The following is a 26,125-nucleotide window of genomic DNA, read 5'->3' as shown; positions in this document are numbered from 1 at the left end:
TCAGCATGCTGTGCAAAGCGTAGTCATAAACGCCACGATGCTCAATAGGAAGGAGGCGCAGCCGTGGAAAATAATAATGCGTTTTATGTAGCGCTGTCGCTATTGTTAAATTTCGACACCTCGCTAGTTCAGATTGTGGCGCTGTCGCTGCAGGTTTCGATTCTCGCGGTACTGATCGCGGCAGTGCTGGGTTTTCCCCTCGGTGCGGCGGTGGCACTGTGGCGCTTCCCCGGGCGCGGCGTGATGATTGTCTTGCTCAATGCCCTGATGGGACTACCTCCAGTGGTGGCAGGGCTCATGGTGTATTTACTGCTTTCACGTGCCGGGCCACTGGGTGAGTGGGGGCTGCTGTTTACACCGGGCGCCATGATCACTGCACAAGTGGTACTGGTACTGCCCATTCTGGCCGCGCTCTCGCGCCAGAAAGTGGAAGAGCTTCTGGGCGAGTACCGGGAGCAGTTTGTTTCGCTGGGCATGTCACGCGCACGCATGATGCCCACCCTGTTATGGGATGCCCGCTTTGCGCTATTAACCATCCTGCTTGCCGGGTTTGGCCGCGCCAGCGCCGAGGTGGGGGCGGTGATGATGGTGGGTGGCAATATTGACGGGGTCACGCGGGTAATGACGACCGCCATTGTGCTGGAAACCGGCAAGGGCAACCTGCCCCTGGCGCTTGGGCTGGGAATTGTGCTGCTGATGCTGGTCATGCTGATTAACGCAGGCGTCTACCTGATGGGCGAAGTGACCAGGAGACGGACAGGATGACCTCGTTCAACCGCTCTCTCCTCACCTCATCCGTGCTTATCCCGCCCCCGGCGCTGTGCTTTGATGAGGTCAGTTTCAGTCACGAGGACAAGGTACTGCTGGGGCCGTGTTCTTTCACCCTGCAGGGCACCGGCCCCACCCTGGTGATGGGGCCGAACGGTGCAGGCAAAAGTCTTCTGCTGCGGCTGGCTCACGGCTTGTTGGTACCCACGCAGGGGCAGGTAATCTGGTCAAGTGACATTCACCCCCGCCAGGCGATGGTGTTCCAGCAACCGGTGCTTTTGCGTCGCTCGGCGGTGGCAAACCTCACTCACGCTCTAGCAGTGAATAACGTGCCACGCAGGACACGCGTGAAGCTCGCGCACGAAGCGCTTGAGCGCTTTGGTCTCACCGCCTGTAGCAACACGCCGGCGCGGGTACTCTCCGGTGGCGAACAGCAGCGCCTGGCACTGGCGCGCGCCTGGGTGCTTTCTCCGCAGGTGCTGTTTCTGGACGAACCCACCTCCGCCCTCGATCCGGCAGCGATCAAAGCCGTGGAGGCTGCGGTGCGCGAGTTTCATCAGCGGGGAACCCGCATCGTGATGACCACTCACGACCTGCATCAGGCCAGGCGCCTCGCCGGGGATGTGCTGTTTCTCTCTGCAGGGAAGGTACGCGAACACACCCTCGCTGAAGCCTTTTTTAACGCCCCCGTCTCGCGAGAGGCGCAAGCATATATTGCCGGAGAACTGGTCGTGTAGTCGCCCACTGAACACTCCCAACACACCGCAAGAGAATAACAAAATGAATAAACTGATGACTCTCGCACTCGCCGGTGTAACCTGCATGGGCCTGGCATTAAACGCTTACGCCGATGACTATATTACCCTGGCCTCAACGACCTCGACGGAGAACTCGGGGCTGTTCGACGCCATTTTACCTAAGTTCGAGGACGCCACTGGCATCGACGTACGGGTGGTGGCCGTGGGCACCGGGCAGGCGTTTGAAATCGCCCGCCGTGGTGACGCCGACAGTCTTCTGGTACACGATACCGTGGGAGAAAAACGCTTTGTCGAAAACGGCTTCGCCAGCGATCGTGCCGATGTCATGTACAACGATTTCGTGTTGATCGGCCCTGCCAATGATCCGGCCAACATCAGTGAAGCGCAGAGTGCCGCCGAAGCATTAGCGGCTATCGCCAACGCCGAGGCACCCTTCACGTCACGAGGCGACGACAGTGGCACCCATCGCGCCGAGTTACGCTTCTGGGAAAACGCCGGCGTCGAACCCGACGGCGACTGGTACCGCGAACTGGGCAGCGGCATGGGGCCGACACTCAACACTGCGGCCGCTATGGATGCCTATGTAATGTCGGATCGCGCCACCTGGGTGGCCTTTGGAAACCGTCAGAACCTGACGCTGCTTTTTGAAGGCGACGAAGTGCTGTTCAACCAGTATGGTAGCCTGCTGCTTTCCGAGGAGAAGCATCCGCACCTCAAGCACGATCTGGCCAGACAGTGGCATGGATGGCTGATTTCCGAGGAGGGCCAACAAGCGATTGCAAACTTCAGGGTGGACGGACAACAGCTGTTTTTCCCGAATGCCAAATAGGCTAATCTCTGATGACGTGCATCGATATTCAATTCCATGGCGTCCCAGAAAGGTCTATAACAAAAATGACGATAAACCCCCTACTACCTGACCCAAAAGATCCCCGGCTGTCCCGCGCTGTTGAGGGCGTTGATGAACACGGTCAGGCGAAGTCGATCAGCGTGATCGAAGAGCGCCCTCTGACCATCTATCTGAACAGCCAGGAGATCGTCACTGCAATGACCATCGGCGATCACCCGGAGTACCTGGCGCTCGGCTTCCTCCTGAACCAGGGCATGCTACGTGACACCGACCGGGTCACCGGGATTGATTTCGACGAGGAACTGGAAGTCGCCGTGGTCCGCACTGAAGGTGTCACGGATGTCGAGGACAAGCTGGAAAAGAAAACCCGTACCTCGGGCTGTGCCGTAGGCACGGTGTTTGGTGACATGATGGCGGGACTTGACGGGCTCCAGTTACCGGATACACCGGTGCACACCAGTACCTTTTACGACCTTTCCTATCAGATTAACCACACCCCCAGTCTGTACATGGAAACCGGTGCGATTCATGGCACCGCTCTGTGCCAGGGGCTTCAGGTTCTGGCCTACATGGAGGATGTCGGACGCCATAACGCGGTCGACAAGATTGCCGGCTGGATGCACCTGAATAACATCACCGCAGCCGATAAAGTCCTCTACACCACGGGCCGCCTGACCTCCGAAATGGTCATCAAAACCTCCCTGATGGGCATTCCGACCCTGATCAGCCGGTCAGGCTTTACCGCCTGGGGCGTCGATATTGCCCGGCAGGTGGGGCTAACGCTGATCGGACGGATGCGAGGCAAGAAATTCACCTGTCTCAGTGGCCAGCACCGGCTGGTCTTCGACCAGGACCTGTCGCAGGTTCCTGATGAAGAGAAAAAAATGCGTCGTAAAGGGGCAGAGCATGACTGAGTGTGCCGTCATTCTGGCGGGCGGCCAGGCCAACCGCATGGGCGGTGGTGATAAAGGGCGACTGATGCTGGGCGACCGATCGCTGATCCAACGAGTCATTGAGCGGATCACGCCGCAAGTGGATGCCGTGGTGCTGAATGCCAATGGGGACCTGAGTCGTTTTGATGACCTGGGTTTGCCCGTGGTGGCCGACTCGATCAGCGATTTTCCGGGCCCGTTGGCGGGTGTACTCGCCGGTATGGATTGGGCCGCCGAACACGGCCATGAATGGCTGATCAGCGTGGCTGCGGATACCCCCTCGTTCCCCCGGGATCTTGCTGAACGGCTCGCCGGGCATGATACCCCGGTGGTGCTGGCCGCCACGCCGGATCCAGAGCGCGGAAGGCTGCCCCAACCAACCTTTGGCCGCTGGCAGGTTGCGTTGCGGCATGAGCTGCGCGCCGCCCTGAACGACGGCGTGCGCAAGATACGCCAGTGGACACAGGCTCAGGGTGAGACGCTGGTGGTTTTTGGTGAGGACGACTTTTTCAACATCAATACACCGGAAGACCTGGCCTGGGCGGAGAAGCACCTGAAGTGAATGTCATAGGCATTGTGGGCTGGAAGAACTCCGGAAAAACCACGCTGGCCGCCGCTCTGATTCGCGAGCTGTCCGCCAGGGGATTAACGGTTAACTCGATCAAGCATGCCCACCACATGGTGGATGTGGACCAGCCCGGCACCGACAGTTACAAACACCGTGATGCGGGCGCCCGGGAAGTTCTTCTCGCGGGGGGGCAGCGTTTTGCCATTATGCATGAACTGCGAGGCGCCGAAGAGCCGACCCTGGATGAATTGCTGGCCCGCCTGGGCCCCTGCGACTGGGTTGTGGTTGAGGGCTTCAAAACCCATTCACACCCCAAGATAGAAGTGCACCGAAGGGAGAGTTCACGTACCCCCCTTTACCCGGAGGACGACAATATTATCGCGGTAGCGGCAGACTATGCTGCGGATTTTTCGGGGCCCGTTTTCGATGTGAATGATGTTCCCGGAATCGCCGACTTTATTCTGAGCGCTGAAAAACCATGAACGATTCAACCAGCAACGGGACAGCCATGAAACCGCTTCGTAACGACTGTTTTGCCCTGCCCCCCGGGGTAAACTGGACACCGGTGGACGAGGCCCTGGAGCGGTTACGTTCGCGTTTGCACCCGGTGGTGGGCGTAGAGCGTGCTGTCCCGTTGTCACAGGTAAATGGACGGATATTGGCAAGCGACGTTTATGCACCTCGCGCCCACCCCCCCAGCAACAATTCCGCGGTCGATGGTTATGCGCTTGCAGGACCAATTACGGAGGTGCCCTGCACCCTGGCCCTGGTTGATGGGCGGAGTGCCGCCGGCGGGCCGTACACCGGCCAGGTCCCCGAAGGCCATGCTATCCGGATTCTGACTGGCGCGGTCATACCGGCCGGCACCGATACAGTGGTGCTGGAAGAGGACTGTGAGATTAAAGACGGACAACTACATCTGAACGGCACGTTGAAAGCAGGCGCCAACGCACGCAAGGCCGGTGAGGACATCAACAAAGATGAACGTATCCTCACGGCAGCAACCCGCCTGACGCCTACCCAGATTTCCGTCCTCGCCAGTGTCGGCGTCGAGTCGGTCGATGCCTGGCAGCGGCTTCGCGTCGGCGTCCTGTCCACCGGTGACGAAGTGAAACCTGTCGGTTCAGCGGTCACCGACTGGCAGATATACGATGCCAACCGCCCGATGCTGAGCGCACTGGTCACGCAGCTGGGCTACGAGTTGGTGGACCTGGGGCATGTGCTCGACCGTGCCGAGGACGTCAGGGAAGCACTGCAGCGCGGTGCTGAGCAGTGCGACCTGATCCTGACCAGTGGTGGTGTTTCCGCAGGGGACGAGGATCATGTGTCGAAAACGCTGAAAGCCCATGGCGAGATCAGCAACTGGCGCATCGCAATAAAGCCTGGCCGACCTCTCGCTCTGGCCATGTTCCAGGGGACGCCCGTGGTGGGTTTGCCAGGAAACCCGGTGGCCGCCTGGGTCTGCGCGCTGCGTTTTGGCGCTCCGGCGATGGCACTGCTGGCAGGCGGGGAATGGTTCGAACCCCAGGGCTATGCCTTGCCCGCCAACTTTTCCAAAAACAAGAAACCGGGGCGCAGCGAGATGTTGCGCGCCAGGGTCCGTAACGGGCAGGTTGAAGTATTCGGCTCTGAAGGCTCGGGCCGGGTGACCGGCCTGGCCTGGTCCGAGGGTATGGTGGAACTGGATGAGAGTGCTCAGCTGATCGAGCCAGGAACCCCGGTGCGCTTTATCCCCTACGCCAGCTTCGGGCTGTAGTCATTCATAGCCGCCATGTACGGCAAAGGCCTCCAATGACGCGTCTTGCGGGGCGCGGGAGCGGTAGGTTTCCTCTACACCCAGCTCGGTCAGCGTACGGCTGACCATCATCAGGGTGTTCTCCTCAAAATCCTCGCACATGTTGCGCATCTGGTCGATTTCTTCGCAGGCAACCGGATAGGCTGCGTCGATATCCGGTGCGCCGTAGAACTCGACAAAGGTTTGCGCCAGCGTCTGCCGCAGCTGCTCCAGTTCGGCTTCGGTGATGTTACAGACACCAACGAAACTGGCGCGGCCACCCGACTCTATGCTGTACCAGCCGTTGGTAAAGGCCTGACGCGCCTTGCCCTTCAGGTCCGCTTCGGTCCAGTTGGAGAACTCGAATCCGCCCGAAATGGCCCATTCCCCGCTGGGGGCAGGCTGTTCGTACACATTCTCATCGGAAATATCCAGTCGCAGGGTTCGGGCCAGTTTCATGTTTGCTCCGCGAATTCAATCAAGCTCACTGTTTCAGTCATGACATCCTGGCGCAACAGCATCCGGCCTTTCTCATCCAGCCCGACAAAAATGCCGGGCCTCGGTTGCTCGATCATTTTGCCCAGGGTGTCGCAGCGTGGCCGCCATTCATTGTGTACGCGATCGAACCCGCTATCCATGAAGTAGGTCAGCCACAAAAGCGTGTGTTTGGACCAGCTTTCCAGCAGTGCCATGGGCTGGACATCGCTGCACCCCTCTTCCAGCAGACAGGTTTCGTTCGGATTCTGACCTGGCTCGTCGTTCGCCGGTATAAAGGGCACTTCGATACCGATAACCAGCCATCTGGGCTGCTCCTGGGGATCTGCTCCATCTGCTGCAAAACGAACGCGACCGCAAACCGCACCATTGACCTTGATGCGGTCGGGCCATTGAAAGTGCACAGGCACTTCGGGCGGCGCCAGTGCTCCCAGACTCTCGGCCAGGCCTATCTGGGCCACATAAACGGCCTGGATGGCTTGCTCCAGAGGTGTTTCCGGTGCCAGCACCAGGGCCGCACGCAACATATCGCCCGCTTCAGAGTAAAAAATCGTGCCGGAATCGACCCCTGCAATGGCCTGGCTAACGGCCTTGTCAAAAGGATCCGTGTGCCTGGGCACGGTTTGGCCCGACAGTAGCGGCGGGAATTGAGGTGACTCGATCATCGAATGGCCTGTGCGTAGACTTCAGAGGCAATGATTTCATCGGCGATGCGCTGAAAAGATCTGGATTGAGGACTGTCCGGCTTGGACACCACAATCGGAACGCCGCCGTCCGAACCAATCCGGATATCCAGATCGAGCGGAATTTCACCCAGGAAGGGCGCCCCGAGCTTTTCCGCTTCGGCCCGGGCACCGCCGGAACCAAAGGGGTGGTGCTCTTTACCGCAACCGTCACAGACAAAAGAGGCCATGTTTTCGATCAGACCAAACAGCGGTACGTCCATCCGGTTGAACATGTCGATGCCTTTGCGCGCGTCCATCAGGGCAATGTCCTGGGGGGTCGAGACCACAACGGCGCCCGCCACGAAAAATTTCTGGCTCAAGGTCATTTGCACGTCACCGGTACCCGGCGGCAGATCCACCAGCAGCACGTCCAACCGACCCCAGTCCACCTGATTCATCATCTGCTCCAGCGCCCCCATCAGCATGGGTCCGCGCCAGACGATGGCCTCGCCATCCGGCGCCATCAGCCCCAGTGACATCAGGGTCACGCCATGATTGCGCAAGGGCAGGATGGTGTGCCCGTCAGGGCTGGACGGGCGGCCCGAAACACCTAGCATGCGTGGCTGGCTGGGGCCGTAGACATCGGCGTCCAACAGGCCCACTTTGAGACCTTTCGAGGCCAGCGCAACCGCCAGATTGGACGCCACGGTCGACTTACCTACACCGCCCTTGCCCGAGGCAATGGCGATGATGCGATCAATGCCCTTCGGATTTTTGTCCTGCGGCCGGGGCGCGTCGGTACCGATCAGGTTGGATTTTCCCACTTCGGTGTATTGAACCATGTTGAGTCCTGTTTGATTTTTCAGCTGTCGAGGTAGTCGTCACTGGTGCGGACCCGGGGACGCTCGCCTCCGGCCATGGGCGCGGTATCCCCGTGGAACTGGGCATTGACGCGACAGTCGTCACACATCTTGATGAGCTGGACATTATCAGACTTGCTGTACATCCAGTGTTTGTTCTCCAGCTTTTCAACGATCCGGTTAATGGTGCTCGCTACGCCAAAGGGCCTGCCACATTTGATACATTCAAACGGGTCTTCACCATGCAATGCTCGAGGGCTCAGTGCCTCTTTCGACACATCCAGCTGGGGCACCAGGGTGATCGCCGTCTCCGGGCAGGTGCTCTCGCACACGCCGCACTGAACGCAGGCGTTTTCCGTAAACTGGACCTCTGGCCGGTCCGGGTGATCGCCAAGGGCGCCGGTTGGACACAGGGATACGCAGGCCAGACAGAGCGTGCATTTGTCGGAGTTGATTTCAATGGCACCATAGGGTGCGCCCGCCGGCAGGGGGATCGGTGCTTCGATCCTGTCCGCCATCGCGCCCACGGTGACTCGCGTGATGTCCCGGCGGCCACCAACCAGCAGGACCGGTTCGCTCACTCGCCCGGCGTTATCCCCGGCTTCGCCGAGTTCTTCGGCAGCGATTACGCGGAGCCGACTGGGAGAGTTTCTGGTACCTATGAGCATGGCCTGAGCCAGCTCAACTTCCGCCGCAACTGCCCGGCGATCGATCTCGCTGTCAGCCAGGATCAGGACTTCGGCATAACCCGCGCCGAACGCGGCCATAATCTCTGCGTGGCCGATACGGTCAACTTGCTCCAGCCCCAGCGGGATCAGATCGTCCGCCAGTCCATCGTGGTACCGGGCCAGGTAAGCAATGGCGTCAGCACCAGCGCTCAGGCTATGAATAACCAGGCGCGGGGATTCGTTTGTGTGCTCACGATAAACCCGGGCCATAACGTCCATGGCCTTGGTCAGGGCCTCGAAGGGGGTTTCGTTCATGGTAATGGCTGAGGTCGGGCAGACCGCTGCACAGGTCCCGCAGCCAGCGCAGATATCCGAATCGATTTGCACATGCTCGCCGAAAGAGAAAATCGCCTCGGTGCTGCAAACGTCCAGACAGCGGGTACAGCCGGTCTGATTCGCCCTGGAATGGGCACACAGGGAGGTTTCCAGGTTGAAATACACGGTTTTCTCAAACTCACCGACCCGGTCCCTGGCCGTCAGGGCGATACGCTCCAGTTCTCCGGTTTTGGCCGGATCAGCCCAGAAGTAGCCGTTGCGTTTTTCATGGTGGGGAAACGCGGGCGCACCGCCACGCAAATCGATAAATACATCGCACTCACTATGGGCGGTGGCTTTGACCTCGCCATACCCGAGAGCGCCGCGACCGGAGGGATTCAGGGCCTGAAGCTGGGCGAACTCCAGTTTGAAGTTGCCCAGTGCGCCATAGGCGCCCGTCAACCGCCCCTTGGCCATATCATAACTGGCGGAGGGCAGCTGTATCGGCCCGGCATCATTGACGATACAGGTAACGCCCAGTTCGTCCTGTACCAGTTCGGCCATCCTGATGGCCTGCTCAGTGGGGCCGACAATGCAACACACTCCGTTGGACTGAATCGTTTTCACGGGCGCCACAGGAGCCGGCATCTGGGCCGCGGCCATCAGGGCCGCCTGTTTGGCGTGCAAGCGCGCGGGTTTTGCGCTCGCGGCACTCCAGCCAGCGCGATCCCGGATGTCGATGGTACTCAGCGGAGCGGACTGCCCGGTTTCGGCCTCTACGTCCTCGCTCAGACGCTCGAATAGGGCGGCCTGTTGGCGGCAGGCGATAAGCAGCTCATTACTGCCGCCCAGGTGCTCGGCCGCAATTGTCATATCGGCGCCGCACAGTTGATCCACCATGATCACCTGCTCAGCTGACGCGGCCGTTCGCAGTGCCTCAGGATCCAGAGACTGAGTCTTGTCGCAGGTGCATATCAGTAGGGTTTTATGTGCACTCATCAGAATTCTGCTCTTGTAGTTATTTTTATACGTATACGTATTCAATGCCGTTCATCGAGGATGCCACACCCGTTTGTCCTTCGACAATTGAATAATTGGCTAATTGCCGGCGCTCTGCTAACTTCATAGAAAGTAGAGCTGTCGCCTCAGCCGCAGTATAGAGATCTGTCATGAGCCGTAACGTAGCTAGTTGGAAGCGCGAGTTGAAAGTCGGTGCCGTCGTTCGCCGGTCGCCGGGCGTGACCCAGTGGGCTCGTGAGGTCTGGAAACCAGTTGCTGTAATACCCGGCGCGCCCGAGGCGTTCTGGAAAGAATTGGTCCGTGACGGCGAAATCGTCGATTACCACGCGGGCACAGTGACGATGGAATTATTTCGCGCCGATGTAGAAGGCTACCTTGTATCCCTGAACATGGCCTCCCCCTCCGTCTGGATCGTAATGGACAGGGACCAGACCAACCGGTCTCCATCGGGGTGGGTTGTCAGCACCGTTACCGCCAGTGCCCATGAAGCGCTGGATGCTCTGGACAGTGGTGAAAGCATCGTCGAGGCCGTGCCGATTCCCGAGTCCATGGCGGCCTGGATCAAAGAATTTGTCGACATGCACTATGTCGAACAGCCTTTCAAGAAACGTCGCCGTGACGAAGTCCGTGTTGATGGTAGCGAGGACGGAAAAGGCGATGCCCGCATTCGTCAGGAAAGCGACGTTTTCCGCGCCCCCTCCAATTTGAAAAAACCGAGAGTGCACTGATGGCTGAGTCACGATTACAGCGTTGGTCGCGCAGGAAAACCGGCGCCAGCAAAGAGGCCGAGCTCCCCCCTCCTTCGGCTATCGAACCCGAGCCATCCCCCGAAGAGCAGGAACTTGCCATCAATGAAGCCCTGCCGGAACGGGAGGTATTGGAAAAGTACGACCTGCCTGACCCGGACGCCATCGAGCTGGGCACAGACATTACCGGGTTCCTGCGAAAAGAAATTCCGGAACTTCTGCGCCGCCGGGCCCTGCGCTCACTCTGGAAATCCAATCCTGTACTGGCGGTGTTGGACGGCCTCAATGATTACGATGAAGATTTTACCGACGCCGCTGTTGCGACCAGCGCCGTCAAAACCCTGTACAAGGTGGGGCAGGGTTTTGACAGAACACCAGCGGTTGATGAGAAAGCGGATGACCAGGCCGGGGATCAGATTCAGGCGCCAGCCGAGGCGTCGGAAGTTACTGCACCCGTCGGGATAGCTGATAAAGGGCAGGATGAACAAGAGCTGCCGGAGAAATCCGAGCCCGACGTCGCCGCCGAGCACACGACCATTGCTGGCAACGCAGCCCCTGGAATTCCTCAGGCCGAGGCGGAACCGGCACCGCGTTATCGCCCCCGGATGCGTTTTGATCATTAGTTTTCGCTATCAGGAGCGATTGCAAGTGCAATTGCTCCCGAACCTGATTGGGCGTATATATAATGAACACGTGTTCATGAATTAATGTCGTAAAAAGCATACAACAATAACGTAAAGGACAGAGCTTTGAACAACACGGCTGAAATACAGTGCCCTCGCTCAATCACCGACGAAGAGCGCGCCCGGGCCCAGATGTATCAGTTGCTCGGTGTCTTGCTGAGCGGCCCACCTACGAGCGAGCTACTTCGGGGGCTGGCATCCCTGCAGGGTGATGACACCACTCTGGGGTCCGCCTCCAGGACAGTGGCTGCCCTCGCCGAGCGCACCTCCCCTGACGACGCCAACCGGGAATACAACAATCTCTTCATAGGAGTCGGCCGTGGTGAGCTACTCCCCTACGCCAGTTATTACCTCACCGGTTTTCTCAATGAGAAGCCCCTTGCGGATTTGCGTGGCGATCTGATGGCCAGGGGCATCAAAGCCAGTGACGACGTTAAAGAACCTGAAGATCACATCGGCACGCTGTGTGAAATCATGGCAGGCATCATTACCGGCGAGTTCGAGTGCGACAGCGATCTGTCTTCACAGAAAACCTTTTTTGACGCTCACCTGGCAAAGTGGGCGGCGTTGTTTTTTACCGATTTGGAGAAAGCGCAAACCGCGATTTTCTATGCGCCTGTTGGCTCGCTGGGGCGAGCTTTCATGGCGGTAGAGGCCGAGGCATTTGCACTTCAATAACCGGGGATCTGCCTGATCCCTTAACCCAGGTGGAGGTGTCCTATGGACAACCAACAGCGTGATAACAGCCGTCGCCGCTTCTTGCGGATGGCAGCGACAGCAGTTCCAGCTGCCGTTGCCGTGGCAGTAGCACCGAACGCCGCAGCCGAGGTCGTCTCTTCAGACGCCCCCAAAAGCAGCGGTCTACGTGACACTGAGCACACAAGAAAGTATCTGGAATCGGCTCGCTTTTGAGGAAGCGTGAGTCATTCAAGGTTGCGAAAGGCTCTTGGGTGACCGCATTTCCAGGAAAACGAGAATAACAAAAAGAGAGAGGTACGAGACATGTTGAGGAAGAAAACAAACGGGGTAGCGAAAGGCTCCCGGGCGGGATCTTTACTTTCATCCCTCGCCGCAACGACCATGGACCGCAGGGGATTCCTGACGGCCTCCGGCGTCGCAGTGGGAGGCCTGGCCGCTTTATCGCTGCCGTCGACGCGCGTCAGAGCTGCCACACCATCAACCGAAGGTGGTAACGTCGTTCTGAAAAAATCCGTGTGCACGCACTGCTCCGTCGGCTGCACGGTAGAAGCCGAGGTTCAGAATGGCGTATGGACCGGCCAGGAGCCCGGTTGGGACAGCCCCTTTAATATGGGCGCCCACTGCGCCAAAGGCGCCTCGGTGCGAGAGCACGGTCATGGTGAACGCCGCCTGAAATACCCCATGAAAATGGTCAACGGGCAATGGCAGAAGATTCCCTGGGACCAGGCGATCAACGAGATCGGCGACAAGATGTTGCAGATTCGCGACGAAAGCGGCCCTGATTCGGTCTACTGGCTGGGCAGTGCGAAGTTCAACAACGAACAGTCCTATTTGTTTCGCAAATTTGCTGCCTACTGGGGCACCAACAACGTCGATCACCAGGCCCGGATCTGTCACTCAACGACGGTCGCCGGCGTAGCCAACACCTGGGGCTACGGTGCGATGACCAACTCGTACAACGACATCCACAACTCCCAGGCGATCTTCCTGATCGGCGGTAACCCCGCAGAAGCCCACCCGGTGTCGCTGCTGCACATTCTCAAAGCCAAAGAACAGAACAACGCGCCGCTCATTGTCTGCGATCCGCGCTTCACGCGAACTGCGGCTCACGCTGATGAATATGTGCGCTTCCGGCCGGGTTCAGACGTCGCGCTGATCTGGGGCCTGTTGTGGCACATTTTCGAGAACAGCTGGGAAGACAAGGAGTTCATCCGCACCCGAGTGTACGGCATGGACGACATCCGTGAAGAGGTAAAACGCTGGAACCCGGAGGAAGTGGAGCGTGTTACCGGTGCACCCGGGGCGCAACTCGAGCGTGTGGCGCGTACTCTGGTCAACAACCGGCCGGGTACTGTGATCTGGTGCATGGGTGGTACCCAGCACACCAATGGCAACAACAACACCCGTGCGTACTGCATATTGCAGCTGGCACTTGGCAACATGGGCGTTCCCGGTGGCGGCACCAACATCTTCCGTGGACACGACAACGTTCAGGGCGCCACAGACCTTGGTGTCCTTGCCGATACGCTGCCCGGCTACTATGGCCTGGCCGCTGGCTCCTGGGCCCACTGGGCCCGAGTATGGGAAGAAGACCTGGACTGGCTGAAAGGCCGCTTTGCGGTCTGGGACAAAGATGGCAAGTCCCGCGCGATGATGAACGAGAAAGGCATTCCCGTGTCCCGCTGGATTGATGGTGTTCTGGAGGCCAAGGAAAACCTGGGGCAGCCCGATAACACCCGGGCGATGGTTCTGTGGGGTCACGCACCCAACTCGCAGACCCGTATGCTGGAAATGAAGGAGGCCATGGAAAAACTGGACCTGCTCGTCGTCGTAGACCCCTTCCCCACCGTGTCAGCGGTGCTGCACGATCGTAAGGACGGCGCTTACCTGTTGCCTGCAACAACCCAGTTCGAGACCTCAGGTTCGGTAACCGCTTCCAACCGATCGCTCCAGTGGCGTGAAAAGGTCATCGAGCCGCTGTTCGACTCGAAGGTCGATCACGAAATCATGAAGCTGTTTGCGGACAAGTTCGGTTTTACCGATCGCATGTTCCGCAACATTGCCATTGAAGGCGACGAGCCGGTCATTGAAGACATCACGCGCGAATTCAACCGTGGCATGTGGACCATTGGCTATACTGGCCAATCGCCGGAACGCCTGAAAAAGCACATGGCGAACCAGCACCACTTCGACAAGACCACCCTGCGCGCAGTTGGCGGCCCCTGCGACGGTGATATCTACGGTTTGCCGTGGCCGAGCTGGGGCACCCCGGAGATGAACCACCCCGGAACACCGAACCTCTACGACATGTCGTTGCCGGTGTCCCAGGGCGGCCTCACCTTCCGTGCCCGTTTTGGTGTCGAGCGCGACGGCGAGAACCTGCTTGCCGAAGGCGTCTACTCGAAAAATTCCGAGATCAAGGATGGCTACCCCGAGTTCACCATGCAGATGTTGATGGACCTGGGCTGGGATGGCGACCTGACGGCCGAAGAGCGTGCCAGTATTGATGCCGTTGCCGGCCCCGAGACCAACTGGAAGACAGACCTGTCAGGCGGTATCCAGCGTGTTGCCATCAAACACGAGTGTGCACCCTTTGGTAACGCCAAAGCCCGCGCTATCGTCTGGAACTTCCCGGACCCCGTACCGCTCCACCGTGAACCCCTGTACACCAGCCGTCGAGATCTGGTCAAAGATTATCCGACGTATGAAGACAAGCACTTCTGGCGTGTCCCGACCCTGTACGAGTCCATTCAGAAGAAGGATTTCAGCAAGGACTTCCCCCTCATTCTCACTTCAGGCCGTCTGGTTGAATATGAGGGTGGTGGTGACGAGACTCGCTCGAATCCCTGGCTGGCGGAACTGCAGCAGGACATGTTCATCGAGGTGAATCCGTACGATGCGAATAACCTGAACATTCGTGAAGGCAACGACGTCTGGGTTTCCGGCCCTGAAGGCGCGCGCATCAAGGTGAAGGCGATGATCACAGAGCGCGTCGGCAGAGGTGTGGTCTTTATGCCCTTCCACTTCGGTGGACACCTGGAAGGTAAGGACCTGAGGGACAAGTATCCCAAAGGTGCCGATCCCTACGTCCTGGGTGAATCCAGTAACACGGTTCAGACATACGGGTATGACTCGGTCACGCAGATGCAAGAGACCAAGTGCACCCTGTGTGCGATTATGCCGGCATAACAATAAGAGGTGTACAACATGGCACTTGAAGGACAAGCACGAGCAAAGTTTCTTTGCGATGCCGAACGCTGCATTGAATGTAATGCCTGCGTGACAGCCTGTAAGAATGAACATGAGGTCCCCTGGGGCATCAATCGTCGACGTGTGGTGACCATCGAAGATGGTAAGCCTGGCGAGCGTTCGATCTCGGTAGCTTGCATGCACTGTTCAGACGCGCCCTGTATGGCCGTCTGTCCGGTGGATTGCTTCTACCAGACCGAAGACGGCATCGTATTGCACTCCAAGGATCTGTGCATCGGGTGTGGATACTGCTTCTATGCCTGCCCCTTCGGCGCGCCCCAGTTCCCGCAAGCGGGCAACTTCGGCAGCCGGGGCAAGATGGACAAATGCACCTTCTGTGCAGGTGGTCCTGAAGAAGACAACTCCACGGCCGAGTTCTCCAAATACGGTCGCAACCGTATTGCCGAGGGCAAGCTGCCGATCTGTGCGGAAATGTGTTCAACCAAAGCCCTGTTGGCCGGTGACGGCAACGAGGTGGCGGACATCTATCGCCAACGCGTGGTGAACCGGGGTTTCGGTTCCGGCGCCTGGGGATGGGGCACAGCCTACGAGAAGAAGGGCGCTTAAGCCTACCTGATAATTCCGGGGCCTCTGCGCCCCGGAATTCATTGAGGCAATGGATTCTTTTTGTTCATTCCGCTGGAGTGCTCTCATGAACGTTAAAATATTCGGTGCCGCCATCCTCGTATTGGCGACACTGTTCCTCAACCCTGGCTGGGCACAAGAAGCCCCCGAGGTTGATCGGACAAGTACCGGGGGTGCTCAAACCCTGGAAGACATCATGGCTCGTCAGAAGCAGTTGAATATTGACGAGTCCTTCCGGTCCGAAAATCTGGGTGATCCTGCCAACGCGGCGCCCATCGATGAACCACTGGGCACTCTCGGAGGACGTTCTCAGGCTGACAGCTGGCGAGGCGTTCGCTACGACGAGATTGAAACCGACACCCAGGTTCGGGGCCCCGCAGTCGACGTCCTGATCCAGGACGGAGGCATGCCCTGGTATGAGTTACGGAGAGGACCGGTCATCACCTATGGCGGTGGCGCAATCCTGGGCTTCCTGTTGCTGCTGGTGATTTTCTACTTTATTCGAGGCAGGATCGAGATTGACGGTGGCCCTTCAGGCACCAAGATTGAGCGATTCAAGGCCATCGAACGATTTGGCCACTGGTTGTTGGCCGGCTCGTTCATTGCGCTGGCTCTGACGGGGCTGCTCACCCTGATGGGGCGCAGTTTCCTGATCCCTGTGATAGGAAAAGAAGCCTTTTCCCCTCTGGCTATCGGTGCCAAGTGGCTTCACAACAACATTGCCTGGGCCTTTATGCTGGGCCTGGTGTTGACGTTCGTCATGTGGGTGGCGCACAACATTCCCAATAAACTGGACTGGCAGTGGCTCAAGGCAGGCGGAGGTATTTTTACCAAGTCCCACCCTTCGGCAAAGAAATTTAATGCGGGCCAGAAGATCATCTTCTGGACAGTCATGGTTCTGGGTTTTTCAGTGTCCCTGTCAGGCCTGTCGCTGCTGTTTCCGTTTGAAATGCCGATGTTTGCCTCAACCTTTGAGGTCATGAACAGTGTCCTGGGAACCGATTTCCCGACAGCCCTGGCACCTCATGAAGAGATGCAGTTGTCCAACATCTGGCACTCGATTGTGGCGTTCCTGATGATGCTGGCCATCATCGCACACATCTATATCGGTACGGTTGGTATGGAAGGCGCGTACGATGCCATGGGTGACGGTCAGGTTGACCTGGCGTGGGCTCGCCAACACCACGATCTGTGGGTAGAAGAGCGTCAGGCCAAACAAGGCAAGGGAGAATCACCGTGAAAGTCATGATTTTGGGATTTGTCGCAGCCCTGGTGATCGCCGCCCTCGCCCCGGTCGCTCTTGATCAGTTCGGGTGGTCTTCAGCCGAGCAATACCGCAGTGAGAGCGTGCGGCTTGACTGATCATCAATCAGAAGCACACGAGGAGGTACACCTGGTCGACGCTGTCGGCCTGGTGTGCCCGCTTCCCATTCTGCGTTTTAAAAAACGCACTCAACATTTACCCAGCGGCACACAGGTCGACTTCCTGGCCGATGACCCCAGTGGCCGCCGGGATCTGCAGGTACTGTGTGAGCTGACCGGCCACAGGATTGAATGGGTGCGCGAAGAGGACGCCGGCGTTCTCCGTTACAGGATCCGCCTGGCGTAGTCGTCACATTAAACCATCCGTTGAAAAATACCGTCTTTGCTCAACAAATGGCGCAAGGCTGCCGCGATATGACCAGCAATCAATACACCCAGGGTTATGGCGAGCCATCCATGTATATAAAACAGGCGGGAAGCCAGTTCTTCGTCCTCCGGTACAAAAGGCATGGCTGGCAGTTTGTAATCGCCCACTATGCCTAGCGCCGGAAAGGCAGTCACACCGGCCCAGCCGAACAACGGCGTTATCACCAGCAGTACATACATCAGGTTATGGACGGTCCTGGCGGCAATCTGCAATGTGCGTGGCATCTCATCCGGGTATGGCGGGCTCTTGACCCGAACTTTCACCACGATTCGCAGGATCATCAGTAACAGCACGCTGAAGCCGATGGCTTTGTGCACACTGTACAGCGTGTTCGTCAGCGTCCCCCAGATCTCTGCTTCCGCGCGCGAAGCCATCCAGAGCCCGACGGGTATCAACGTCAGAACCATCAGCGCCATTACCCAATGCAGCACCCGCCAGCCTGCGGGGTATTTCTGAATCTGCGGCATGCTTTCCCCTCCACGTTATTCCCTATCGCTTCGGTGCTGAATCCATCATCGAATTTATTCGCGTATTCCGCAAGAGCAGTTATCAGGCGACGAGCCGGGCATAGATATCCCCTGAAGCAATTCCCTCAGCTCCCGCATCAAGCCATTGCCTGAGCGACTCCGGATCCTGCCATGAAGACCATATAAACCGGCGTTGCTCGCCGGCAATAACATTGAACTCGTGCCGGCCCAGCCGCTCGAGCTCCTCCAGGCATCGCAGGGCCTGACCCAGGGTACCGTCCACGAATTCGAAGGACAGTGCCGGCAGTGACTGGCTCAGTCCCGCCAGCACTTCCACCTCAAAGCCTTCCACATCGATCTTGCAGAAGCTGGGCTGACCATACTGCCGTATCAGCTCGTCCAGGGTAGTGATCGTCACGGTAACCGAGTCCTCCCAGCGCACATGCCGGAAACCGGCAGTAGTTGTACGCAGGTGTTCGCGCCAGCGGCTGTCCATTGACGCCACGGTGGGATTGCGCAAGCTCAGCGCCAGTTCGGCGTTGCCCGGGGCCCGTCCCGCCGCCAGTGGCAGGCACACTATTTCAGGTTGATGCCGCGTCAGCCGCCGCAGCCAGCGCAGCAATTGTGGCTGCGGCTCCAGCGCCACCACCCGCGCCCCCAGCGCGGCAAACGCGGAGCTGCGGTCCCCCAGATGAGCGCCGATGTCGAATACCAGATCCCCGGGCCGGACGAATTCACTGTAGAGTCGGCGTAGAGACTTCTGGCGCCCGGGGCGTCGATATATGACCAGGGAACGTAGCAGTCCCAGACTGCGGTTCAGTTGATCGGTAATGGCAACGCGCGAGGTCACCTCCTGTCGCCTACGGCCGCAAGAAGGTAGTCCCCGCACTCCTCGACCGACAGCGGCCTGGCGTACAGAAAGCCCTGCCCTGCATCACAGCCAAGGGATTGGAGATTGGTTACCTGCGCCCTGGTCTCAATTCCCTCGGCCAGTACGTCGAGTCCCAGACTGTGTCCCATCTGGATGATCGCTTCGGCAATCGCGCTGCTTTCCAGGTCAGCGGGTAGTCCGCAGGTGAATGATTGATCTATCTTTAAGCGATGGAGCGGGAACTGCTTCAGGTAACTCAGGCTTGAATAGCCGGTTCCGAAGTCGTCAATGGCAAGCGTGACCCCCAATCCACGAAGTACGTTGAGTTTGTGCAGAACCTGGTCAATGCCATGCATGACCACGCTTTCCGTGACCTCCAGCTCCAGTAGATCGGGCTCCAGTCCTGTACGCAAAAGCACATCGCTTACCCGATCACAAAAATCAGCCTGTCGGAATTGATGTGCGGAAATGTTCACCGCCATAGTCCCTTTTATCAGCCCCTGAGACACCCAGCGAACATGCTGGTGGCAGGCCGACTCCAGCACCCAGTTTCCCACCGGGGTGATCAGGCCACAGATCTCGGCAATCGGGATAAACTGACCGGGGGATATTAGTCCACGGGAGGGGTGCTGCCATCGAACCAATGCTTCCAGACCGACAACATTCCCGGTGTTGAGGTCAAGCTGTGGCTGATACATAAGAAACAGCTCATTACGTTCAATGGCACGATGCAGGTCGCTTTCAAGGGTTAAACGATCCAACCCTCGCATGTTCATCTCAGGTGCGTAAAACTGGTAACGGTTACGGCCCAGATCCTTGGCAACGTACATTGCCGCATCGGCATTACGCAGCAATGTTTCTGCATCCTGTCCATCACGGGGGAAACACGCAATCCCGATACTGACACCCAGGATAATTTCAGTACCCTCCAGAAGAAAGGGAGAGGTAATGGCAGCGAGAACTTTATCGGCAATGAGTGCGGCGTCCTTTTCGTCGTCTATGTCCGTCAGTGCCACGATAAACTCGTCGCCCCCTTGCCGGCTCACCGTATCCTCGGAGCGCACACAGTGGGAGAGGCGCTTCGCCACGTCATGAAGAACATGGTCGCCCAGGGCATGCCCGAATACGTCATTCACATGCTTGAACCGGTCGAGGTCCAGGAAAAGCACCGCGACCTGTTGATCATGCCGCTGGGCGTGCGACAGCGCTACGTTGAGCCGATCGGTTAAAAGCAGACGATTTGGCAAGTCGGTGAGCGGATCATGAAGGGCCATGTGGCTGAGCTGGTCGTTAGCCCGCTGGCGCTCGGCTGCCGCACCAAGGACATTGGCAACCCCTTGCAGAAAACCGACATCATCGGTTGAGAACTTACGGGGCGTGCTGGTGTAGGCGCCCAGCACACCAACAGGCTTTTCAGTTCCGCCAACCAGTACATCGACACCACTGACAACACCATGGGATGTAAGAAGTTCGGACGGAGTGAATCGCGAATCGTTACTGAAATCATGAATGATGACCGGTTCGCGGGACGCAAGAACACGATAGGTTTGTGTCTGCTCCATTGGGTCCGCCACCTGGCGACCGATCCAGCCGGGTTCCCATCCGATACCGGCCTTCAGAACCAGGGGTTGTTGAGGCCCGTTCAGCAGCAGGACGTTGCTGAACTCCACCTTCAGACCCTTCGTGATTGTCGCCGCCGCTTCCGCATACACCTCATCAAGACTCGCGGCCGACAAAGCATACCGCCCAAGCGCGGCGGCGAGCAGTTGTTGCTGAGCCCTGGCATGCAGCGCCAGTTCGGCCTTTTTTCGTTCAGAAATATCCTGAACCGTACCGAAGAGGCCTACCACCTCGCCACTATCACCCTTCCTTGGCACTGCAACTGTCTGGACATAAGACTCCTTACCGCCGCCTCCCTTTGTGCGAAGGTCAATTCGCTGAGTTTCGCCCGAAGCGACTCCCTGGCTTATCATTTCCTTCAAAAGAACTACGCTTTCAGCATCAAAGAGAGCTGCGCTGTCATGGAAGGTTCGCGGGGAGCCAAGCCGGGTGTCTCTTCCGAATATCCTGTAAACTTCCGGTGACCAGGTGGTCTCTTCGGTGACGACGTTGTATTCCCAATCCCCGATCCTTCCAACGCGCTGGGCCTCATCCAGGCGTTCCTGCGTCCGCTTCAGGTCGTCAATGTCCGTGCAAGTGCCAAACCATTTAATGATGTTGCCCTCAGCATCTCGCATTGGCAGTGCCCTGCCGAGCATCCAGTGATAAACCCCATCCCACCGACGTAGCCGGTATTCAATCTCATAGGGTTCGCCACTGTTAATCGCTTGCAGCCAACGTTCCGCCGCAAGCCCGCGGTCCTCCGGGTGGAACGGCGGATTCCAGCCGTGCCCAAGACTCTCTTCAAGCGTCAGCCCGGTATAATCCAGCCAGTGCTGATTGAAATCGATGTGGCGGCCATCGGGGCGGGTGACCCAAACGATTTGCGGCATGGTTTCGACCAGCGTCCGGAATTCCGCCTCGCGTGTGCGCAACGCATCCTCGTGGCGAACGTCTCTCCTGGTCTTCAGTTGGCGATTCGAACGCTGTCCTGTCAGCCTGCCCGCAACTACACCGACAAACGCTGCCGGGAGGACGACGAGTACCACACTCAACCGAATGAGCCGTGCCACGTTGTTTGCAAGGGTCCTTTGGGTCATTTCATGGAGTTCCCTTTATTCGGAAGTAAGCCTCCGGTAACCCCATCTTGGGCCGGGCGCATCTAAGACAGCTTCTACTGGCGGTGCCGGCTCAGCAATGACTCGAAATCCTCCGTGCATAAGGGCCGGGAGAACAGGAAGCCCTGGGCATAGTCACAGCCGGCACGGGAGAGAAAGTCCAGTTGCTCGTCCTTTTCAACGCCCACTGCAACCACCTCGACATTTATCGCGTGAGCCATAGAGATGATCGCCTCCAGTATGCGGTCGGCATTGCCACCCTTGCCAGCGTCATTGACCAACTCCCTGCTCACCTTGACACTGTCCATCCTGAACTCCTGAATAGCCCACAGGGAGAAGGGTTCCATTCCAAAATCGTCGATTGCCAGCTTCAGCCGCAAACCGGCCCGACTAAAGCTCTCGATTGGATTGAAACCGGAAGCACGAATGTTGTTGAGGGAGGCTGGCGTCAGCTCCAGAGTAATGCGGCTATCATCAAGACCAGCTCGTGTTAGTCGCGCTCGCCATTCGTCCACAAGGGTTCGGGTAAGAAAGGAAGCCGGTGACTCGTTAATGCTGATCGGAAAGGCCTCATCACTCGGATCGCGCCACCGGAGTGAGCAGGTCACCGCCTGTTCCAGTACATAGGCGTTGATGCTGTCCGTCGTGCCGCTTTGTTTCGTGAGGCTGAGAAAGGCAGCCGGTGCCAACAGCCCCCTGTACGGATGATTCCAGCGGAGCAAAGCTTCTGCGCCGGATATGGCGCCAGTGCCGACGTCGATTATAGGCTGATAGTAGAGTTCCAGTTGGTTCTCCCTGAGGGCATGATCCAGTTCCCTGCTTAATCGCATGTGCTCTGATTCACTCTGCGCCATCCAGGGCTGGTAAACCTGAACCTGCTGACCTCCACGCTCTTTGGCAGCGTACATGGCCTGGTCGGCATTGTGCATCAGCTGGTCGATATCCTTGGCATCATCGGGAAAAACAGTCAGGCCAATGCTGCCGGAAATGTGTATCCGGTGGGAATCAACATCAAACGGCCGTTCGAGACCGGTCAGAAGCGCCTTGGCGGCTTGTTTCGCACCCTCCCTGCCAGTCTCCTTCAGGATCAGGGTAAATTCGTCTCCGCCGAGACGGGCCACGGTGTCCATGGCCCGGACATCGGTACTTACCCGTTCAGCCACCTGCGACAGAAGCCGGTCACCAGGCTCGTGGCCGAGTTGGTCGTTGGCTTGCTTGAAGTGGTCCAGGTCGATAAACAGCAATGCAAAGGAGCTGCCCCTTCGTTCAGCCTCCAACAGGTTCTGCTCAAGCCGATCAAGAAACAGTCGCCGATTGGGTAGGCCGGTGAGCAAATCGTAATTGGCGTTTCGCCAGGCCTGATACTCAGTCTGCTTGCGTTCGGTGATGTCCCGCGACGTTTTGACGACAGCTTCAACCTCGTTCTGGTCGTTAAGGACCGGCACAAACTGGCAGTCAAAATACAACTCACGGCCTGAAGGTAAGCGGTGATGAAATTCCCTGCGCTGCATCTCACAGGTAGTAGCGGTTTTGGTTATTTCGTCGTGAAACTCCGCGGCAAATTCCAGACCCAGCTCAAGAGGGGTTTTGCCAATAATCTCCCGCTGCGGCGCATTGATCAGATCGGCCATCGCCTTGTTGGTAAACAGGATCTTGCCAGCGGGATCGAATATGGCGGCAGGATCAAGGGAGGCTTTCAGTATGGTTTCGATCAGGCGTGTTTCCTGATCTTTGCACGCGGAGTAGCTGGACACCGAGTTGGCAATCAACTGATCGATGGCTTCGTTGAACCGCACCAATTCATCGATGTCTTTTTCGGTGAGGCCTCTCTGCTTATCGCTCCAGGACTTGGTAACCCGGGCCCTCAGGGCCCGGAGCTCCTGCACCACCTGAAGCACGGACAGACCCTGATTGAGACGGTCTGTGCCATGCTCTCCTCCGGAGTCCGAAACAGAGCCCCCGCCCTTGCCAAGGGCCTTGCTGGCCGACTCCTTACTGGTCTGGGAGGTAACGAGGTCCCGGGAGATGAACGCCAGCATCGAGCGGGCATGATCCCTCAGGGCAGGTCTGCCTTCGCCCTTTAGTTCCGGAGCTATGTCTAGCGCGGCTTCTTCCCAGTCTTCGAGCAGTTGCTCCGTTTCTGTCTGGATAAATTGGGCCAGCTTCATAGCGACAGGCCTCCTCCATGATAGGTGGGCGGTGGCTAATCTGCGCAGCCGCACCATGCTCTTCAGGAAGATCAGAGCTTCTGAGCGCTACTTGTCGCCCGGTCGATGCCAAACCCGGTAGCGAGACGCCGGAGAGTGCTTACGCAAAGACCCTTACGGTACTAGAAGTCCTGAATGTGTGTTCGTTAAATATACTTTATCCGCCCTAGTGGACTTCCATCTGTGCGGTAACAGACTTTCAATGGTGCTCACCGCTTTCATCTTTCTTCGCACTCAGTGCGACAGCGAACAGACCAGACAAAACCAAAAGCCCATTCTGAACCTGGATGAGGCGATGGAACAGGAACAGCCTGAACAGGACGTTACATCAGGCGCCGCAAGGATGAAGGCGCAACCAGATTTCAGGATTCAGAAGCAAAGGACCTACCCATGAACAGAATCGTATATATTGTCGGCGCCGTAGTTATTGTTTTGGCAATTCTTTCCTTTTTCGGCTTTCGGTAAGCCGGGGCCGTTAATGGCCCCGCTTTGGCAAGATGGCTATGGCCCCCCTCCAGAGCCTTTTTCCACCGGCCTCGCTCTCAGCGCAGGCCGTTTTTTATGTAGGGCAGACCTGCTGGCAATCGGGAAAACAGTATAACCGCCTGCCCCAAACGCTCAGGGCCTGCCATCCGGCGGCGCACCCTCTTCACATTTCCTGCAATCGAGCTCAAACCCCAGCATTGACTCCCGGCCATCTGCCGTAGTGACCCAGGGGCGATTCACCCACGGTGGTGTATGGCGCACATGCTGATTGTGGCCACATGCCAACTGGGCGACCCAGTGGTCTTCATCGTCTTTATGGTAGCCGGTGATGGGTTGTTTCATACGTCCAGTCTATAACCTATACCGGAATTCCGATGCTTCAGGAAAAATAGCCCCATGAGCACTCATTCAAAAATACTGACGGGCTAGGTCGATTATCTTCGCTTTAAGAATTTTCTTGTCCCACGGACAATGCACCCTCATAGCTTCACAACAAAGTAAGGGGTTCCAATGAGCGACGCAATGCAGCCTGTCAGTTTCCATTCCATTGAAGTGCCGAACCGGTTTGCTCTGGCCCCGATGACGCGCACCAGCGCAGAGGCCGATGGCACGCCAAATACTCTTATGGCAGACCATTACGAGGGCTACGCCAAAGGTGGTTTCGGCCTGGTGATCACTGAGGGCACCTACACTGACGACAACGCCAGCCAAGGGTATGCAAACCAGCCAGGTATCATCAATGACTCCCAGGTTGAAGCCTGGACAACAATTGTTAACCGTGTTCATGCAGCCGGCAGCAAGATGTTTGTTCAGCTCATGCACGCCGGCGCCCAGTTTCAGGCCAACCGCTATACCGACCAGCCATTGGGCCCGAGCGAGGTTACCCCAAAAGGTGCTCCACTTGGTTTTTACGGAGATCAAACGGTCTGGCAGACACCCAGCGTCATGACTGATGCCGATATCCGGTCAGCTATTGACGGCTTCGCCCAATCCGCCGCGAACGCCAAAGCCGCTGGCTTCGACGGTATCGAGATTCACGGTGCCAACGGTTATCTGCTTAACCAGTTCCTGAGCACGTATTTCAATACGCGGGAGCACAACTATGGCGGCTCTCTGGAGAACCGCTTACGCCTGACGGTGGAAGTTGTTCAGGCCGTGCGGAACGCTGTTGGCGATAACTACCCCGTGGGGATTCGACTTTCTCAGGGTACCGTGACAGACCCCGACTATCAGTTGCCAGAAGGTGCGGCAGGCTTCCGCCAGATTGTCCAGGCAGTTCGTGATGCCGGTGCGGACTTCGTCCACACAACCGACGGAGATGTTAATAGACAGCACTTCATCAGTGGTGACCAAAGCCTGGCCAGTGTTGCGGCCGATGTGCAGGGCATCGAGCTGATCATAAATGGTGGTATTGAAGAAACCAACTTGCAGGACGTGGCCAACCAGTTCCCTGGCGCCTTGCTGGCAGTAGGCAAAAAAGCGCTGGCCAATCCGGATTTTGTGCAGCGCCTCAAGGACGGCAAGGACATTGCCGATCTGGACTTCGGAATGCTACAACCCAAGGCCACCATCACCAATGAACTGGCCTGGCGCGAGAGCAGAAACCACTGATAGCGAGGGCGACCGCCACATTGGCGGTGCCCGCCTATCAAGACACGGCAGCATAAGCCACGATTTCCACCAGCATCTCCGGCCTGGCAAAGCCGGAGACAATGATCGCGGCACGATTAGGATAGGGTTCACCGACGTACTCCGCGTAAACCTGGTTGACTGCCGCCAGATGCTCCCTATCGGTCACATAGATCAGCGCCTGGGTCAGGCCCGCCATACCCACGCCCGCGCACTGCAGCGTGTGTTCCAGATTGGCCATGGTTTGCCGGGCCTGGGCTTCAATTCCGCCAGCGACCACCTGACCACTCGCGTCAATAGGGATCTGGGCGGTGAACAGGATGCCATTGGCGCTGACTGCCCATTCCAGCGGCGCCTTCGAGCGTGGCAGATCAGTGGCTATCGGTGTAATGACGGGCGCTGTGGTCATCGGCAGTTCTCCAT

At 57.9% G+C, this 26,125-nt stretch carries 27 protein-coding genes; 17 read left to right on the top strand and 10 right to left on the bottom strand.

Annotation, left to right across the window (positions count from 1 at the left end; all coding sequences use genetic code 11):
• Window positions 1-63 precede the first annotated feature (63 nt).
• From FDP08_RS15305 to FDP08_RS15275, 7 genes are all read left to right on the top strand, one after another.
• Complete coding sequence (locus FDP08_RS15305) at window positions 64-765, top strand: ABC transporter permease (RefSeq protein WP_137436986.1); 702 nt, start codon at window positions 64-66, stop codon at window positions 763-765.
• A gap of 32 nt (window positions 766-797) precedes the next feature.
• The gene (locus FDP08_RS15300; protein ID WP_228263325.1) at window positions 798-1,505 is read left to right on the top strand and encodes an ATP-binding cassette domain-containing protein; all 708 of its coding nucleotides are present in this window, start codon (window positions 798-800) and stop codon (window positions 1,503-1,505) included.
• A 43-nt stretch (window positions 1,506-1,548) separates the two neighbouring features.
• Entirely contained in the window at window positions 1,549-2,355 is an 807-nt protein-coding gene (locus tag FDP08_RS15295; RefSeq protein WP_137436984.1) for an ABC transporter substrate-binding protein, read from the top strand.
• Between the two features lie 65 nt (window positions 2,356-2,420).
• Entirely contained in the window at window positions 2,421-3,290 is an 870-nt protein-coding gene (locus FDP08_RS15290) for a formate dehydrogenase accessory sulfurtransferase FdhD (protein ID WP_137436983.1), read from the top strand.
• Window positions 3,283-3,870 carry a molybdenum cofactor guanylyltransferase MobA gene (gene mobA / locus FDP08_RS15285; protein WP_137436982.1) on the top strand — a complete coding sequence of 196 codons (588 nt, stop codon included), beginning with the start codon at window positions 3,283-3,285 and terminating at the stop codon, window positions 3,868-3,870. The genes FDP08_RS15290 and mobA overlap by 8 nt, the downstream gene beginning before the upstream one ends.
• Window positions 3,867-4,358: a molybdopterin-guanine dinucleotide biosynthesis protein B gene (gene mobB / locus FDP08_RS15280; protein ID WP_137436981.1), complete on the top strand. Its 492-nt coding sequence runs from the start codon at window positions 3,867-3,869 to the stop codon at window positions 4,356-4,358. Before mobA ends, mobB begins: the two co-directional genes overlap by 4 nt.
• Window positions 4,355-5,632, top strand: coding sequence for a molybdopterin-binding protein (locus tag FDP08_RS15275; protein WP_228263324.1), 1,278 nt, complete (start codon window positions 4,355-4,357; stop codon window positions 5,630-5,632). The genes mobB and FDP08_RS15275 overlap by 4 nt, the downstream gene beginning before the upstream one ends.
• On the opposite strand, the gene FDP08_RS15270 is transcribed toward FDP08_RS15275, so the two are convergent.
• Genes FDP08_RS15270 through FDP08_RS15255 form a run of 4 tightly spaced genes read right to left on the bottom strand, consistent with a single transcriptional unit; the run spans window position 5,633 to window position 9,652 of the window.
• A complete protein-coding gene (locus FDP08_RS15270; RefSeq protein WP_137436980.1) occupies window positions 5,633-6,109 on the bottom strand; it encodes a DUF6505 family protein in 477 nt (158 codons plus the stop codon).
• Window positions 6,106-6,810 carry a biotin/lipoate--protein ligase family protein gene (locus FDP08_RS15265; protein ID WP_137436979.1) on the bottom strand — a complete coding sequence of 235 codons (705 nt, stop codon included), beginning with the start codon at window positions 6,808-6,810 and terminating at the stop codon, window positions 6,106-6,108. The genes FDP08_RS15270 and FDP08_RS15265 overlap by 4 nt, the downstream gene beginning before the upstream one ends.
• Entirely contained in the window at window positions 6,807-7,652 is an 846-nt protein-coding gene (locus tag FDP08_RS15260; protein WP_137436978.1) for an Mrp/NBP35 family ATP-binding protein, read from the bottom strand. The genes FDP08_RS15265 and FDP08_RS15260 overlap by 4 nt, the downstream gene beginning before the upstream one ends.
• A 20-nt stretch (window positions 7,653-7,672) precedes the next feature.
• Window positions 7,673-9,652 (bottom strand): 4Fe-4S binding protein, encoded by a 1,980-nt coding sequence (locus FDP08_RS15255; protein WP_137436977.1) that lies wholly within the window; start codon window positions 9,650-9,652, stop codon window positions 7,673-7,675.
• A 170-nt stretch (window positions 9,653-9,822) separates the two neighbouring features.
• Here FDP08_RS15255 and FDP08_RS15250 point away from each other — a divergent pair, with 170 nt between their 5' ends.
• From FDP08_RS15250 to FDP08_RS15215, 9 genes are all read left to right on the top strand, one after another.
• Window positions 9,823-10,401: a DUF3305 domain-containing protein gene (locus tag FDP08_RS15250; RefSeq protein WP_137436976.1), complete on the top strand. Its 579-nt coding sequence runs from the start codon at window positions 9,823-9,825 to the stop codon at window positions 10,399-10,401.
• Window positions 10,401-11,042 (top strand): DUF3306 domain-containing protein, encoded by a 642-nt coding sequence (locus FDP08_RS15245; protein WP_137436975.1) that lies wholly within the window; start codon window positions 10,401-10,403, stop codon window positions 11,040-11,042. Before FDP08_RS15250 ends, FDP08_RS15245 begins: the two co-directional genes overlap by 1 nt.
• 126 nt (window positions 11,043-11,168) lie before the next feature.
• A complete protein-coding gene (locus FDP08_RS15240; protein WP_137436974.1) occupies window positions 11,169-11,780 on the top strand; it encodes a TorD/DmsD family molecular chaperone in 612 nt (203 codons plus the stop codon).
• A gap of 42 nt (window positions 11,781-11,822) precedes the next feature.
• Window positions 11,823-12,014 carry a twin-arginine translocation signal domain-containing protein gene (locus FDP08_RS15235; protein ID WP_137436973.1) on the top strand — a complete coding sequence of 64 codons (192 nt, stop codon included), beginning with the start codon at window positions 11,823-11,825 and terminating at the stop codon, window positions 12,012-12,014.
• Window positions 12,015-12,104: 90 nt separating this feature from the next.
• On the top strand, window positions 12,105-14,990 hold the full coding sequence (locus tag FDP08_RS15230) for a formate dehydrogenase subunit alpha (protein WP_137436972.1): 2,886 nt from the start codon (window positions 12,105-12,107) through the stop codon (window positions 14,988-14,990).
• Between the two features lie 18 nt (window positions 14,991-15,008).
• On the top strand, window positions 15,009-15,617 hold the full coding sequence (gene fdh3B, locus FDP08_RS15225) for a formate dehydrogenase FDH3 subunit beta (RefSeq protein ID WP_099617849.1): 609 nt from the start codon (window positions 15,009-15,011) through the stop codon (window positions 15,615-15,617).
• Between the two features lie 85 nt (window positions 15,618-15,702).
• A complete protein-coding gene (locus FDP08_RS15220; protein WP_137436971.1) occupies window positions 15,703-16,875 on the top strand; it encodes a formate dehydrogenase subunit gamma in 1,173 nt (390 codons plus the stop codon).
• On the top strand, window positions 16,872-16,997 hold the full coding sequence (locus FDP08_RS20590; RefSeq protein WP_257791961.1) for a hypothetical protein: 126 nt from the start codon (window positions 16,872-16,874) through the stop codon (window positions 16,995-16,997). Before FDP08_RS15220 ends, FDP08_RS20590 begins: the two co-directional genes overlap by 4 nt.
• Window positions 16,990-17,244 carry a sulfurtransferase TusA family protein gene (locus tag FDP08_RS15215; RefSeq protein WP_137436970.1) on the top strand — a complete coding sequence of 85 codons (255 nt, stop codon included), beginning with the start codon at window positions 16,990-16,992 and terminating at the stop codon, window positions 17,242-17,244. Before FDP08_RS20590 ends, FDP08_RS15215 begins: the two co-directional genes overlap by 8 nt.
• Window positions 17,245-17,252: 8 nt before the next feature.
• On the opposite strand, the gene FDP08_RS15210 is transcribed toward FDP08_RS15215, so the two are convergent.
• The 5 genes from FDP08_RS15210 to FDP08_RS15190 all read right to left on the bottom strand — a co-directional run bounded on the left by FDP08_RS15210 (window position 17,253) and on the right by FDP08_RS15190 (window position 24,415).
• Entirely contained in the window at window positions 17,253-17,792 is a 540-nt protein-coding gene (locus FDP08_RS15210; RefSeq protein ID WP_137436969.1) for a cytochrome b, read from the bottom strand.
• Between the two features lie 82 nt (window positions 17,793-17,874).
• Entirely contained in the window at window positions 17,875-18,642 is a 768-nt protein-coding gene (locus FDP08_RS15205; protein ID WP_206077298.1) for an FkbM family methyltransferase, read from the bottom strand.
• Entirely contained in the window at window positions 18,639-21,362 is a 2,724-nt protein-coding gene (locus tag FDP08_RS15200) for an EAL domain-containing protein (protein WP_137436968.1), read from the bottom strand. Before FDP08_RS15200 ends, FDP08_RS15205 begins: the two co-directional genes overlap by 4 nt.
• Window positions 21,363-21,436: 74 nt before the next feature.
• Window positions 21,437-23,548: a putative bifunctional diguanylate cyclase/phosphodiesterase gene (locus FDP08_RS15195; RefSeq protein ID WP_170979043.1), complete on the bottom strand. Its 2,112-nt coding sequence runs from the start codon at window positions 23,546-23,548 to the stop codon at window positions 21,437-21,439.
• A gap of 657 nt (window positions 23,549-24,205) precedes the next feature.
• Window positions 24,206-24,415 (bottom strand): DUF3565 domain-containing protein, encoded by a 210-nt coding sequence (locus FDP08_RS15190; protein ID WP_137436966.1) that lies wholly within the window; start codon window positions 24,413-24,415, stop codon window positions 24,206-24,208.
• 168 nt (window positions 24,416-24,583) lie between these two features.
• Here FDP08_RS15190 and FDP08_RS15185 point away from each other — a divergent pair, with 168 nt between their 5' ends.
• Window positions 24,584-25,684 carry an oxidoreductase gene (locus FDP08_RS15185; RefSeq protein WP_137436965.1) on the top strand — a complete coding sequence of 367 codons (1,101 nt, stop codon included), beginning with the start codon at window positions 24,584-24,586 and terminating at the stop codon, window positions 25,682-25,684.
• Window positions 25,685-25,721: 37 nt separating this feature from the next.
• Here the strand turns inward: FDP08_RS15185 and FDP08_RS15180 are convergent, their stop codons facing one another.
• Window positions 25,722-26,111, bottom strand: coding sequence for a RidA family protein (locus FDP08_RS15180; protein ID WP_137436964.1), 390 nt, complete (start codon window positions 26,109-26,111; stop codon window positions 25,722-25,724).
• Window positions 26,112-26,125: the final 14 nt, after the last annotated feature.

The organism is Marinobacter panjinensis, assembly GCF_005298175.1.
Lineage (GTDB): Bacteria > Pseudomonadota > Gammaproteobacteria > Pseudomonadales > Oleiphilaceae > Marinobacter > Marinobacter panjinensis.
Note: the sequence above shows the minus strand (reverse complement) of the source record. Positions and strands in the feature narration are given on the sequence as shown.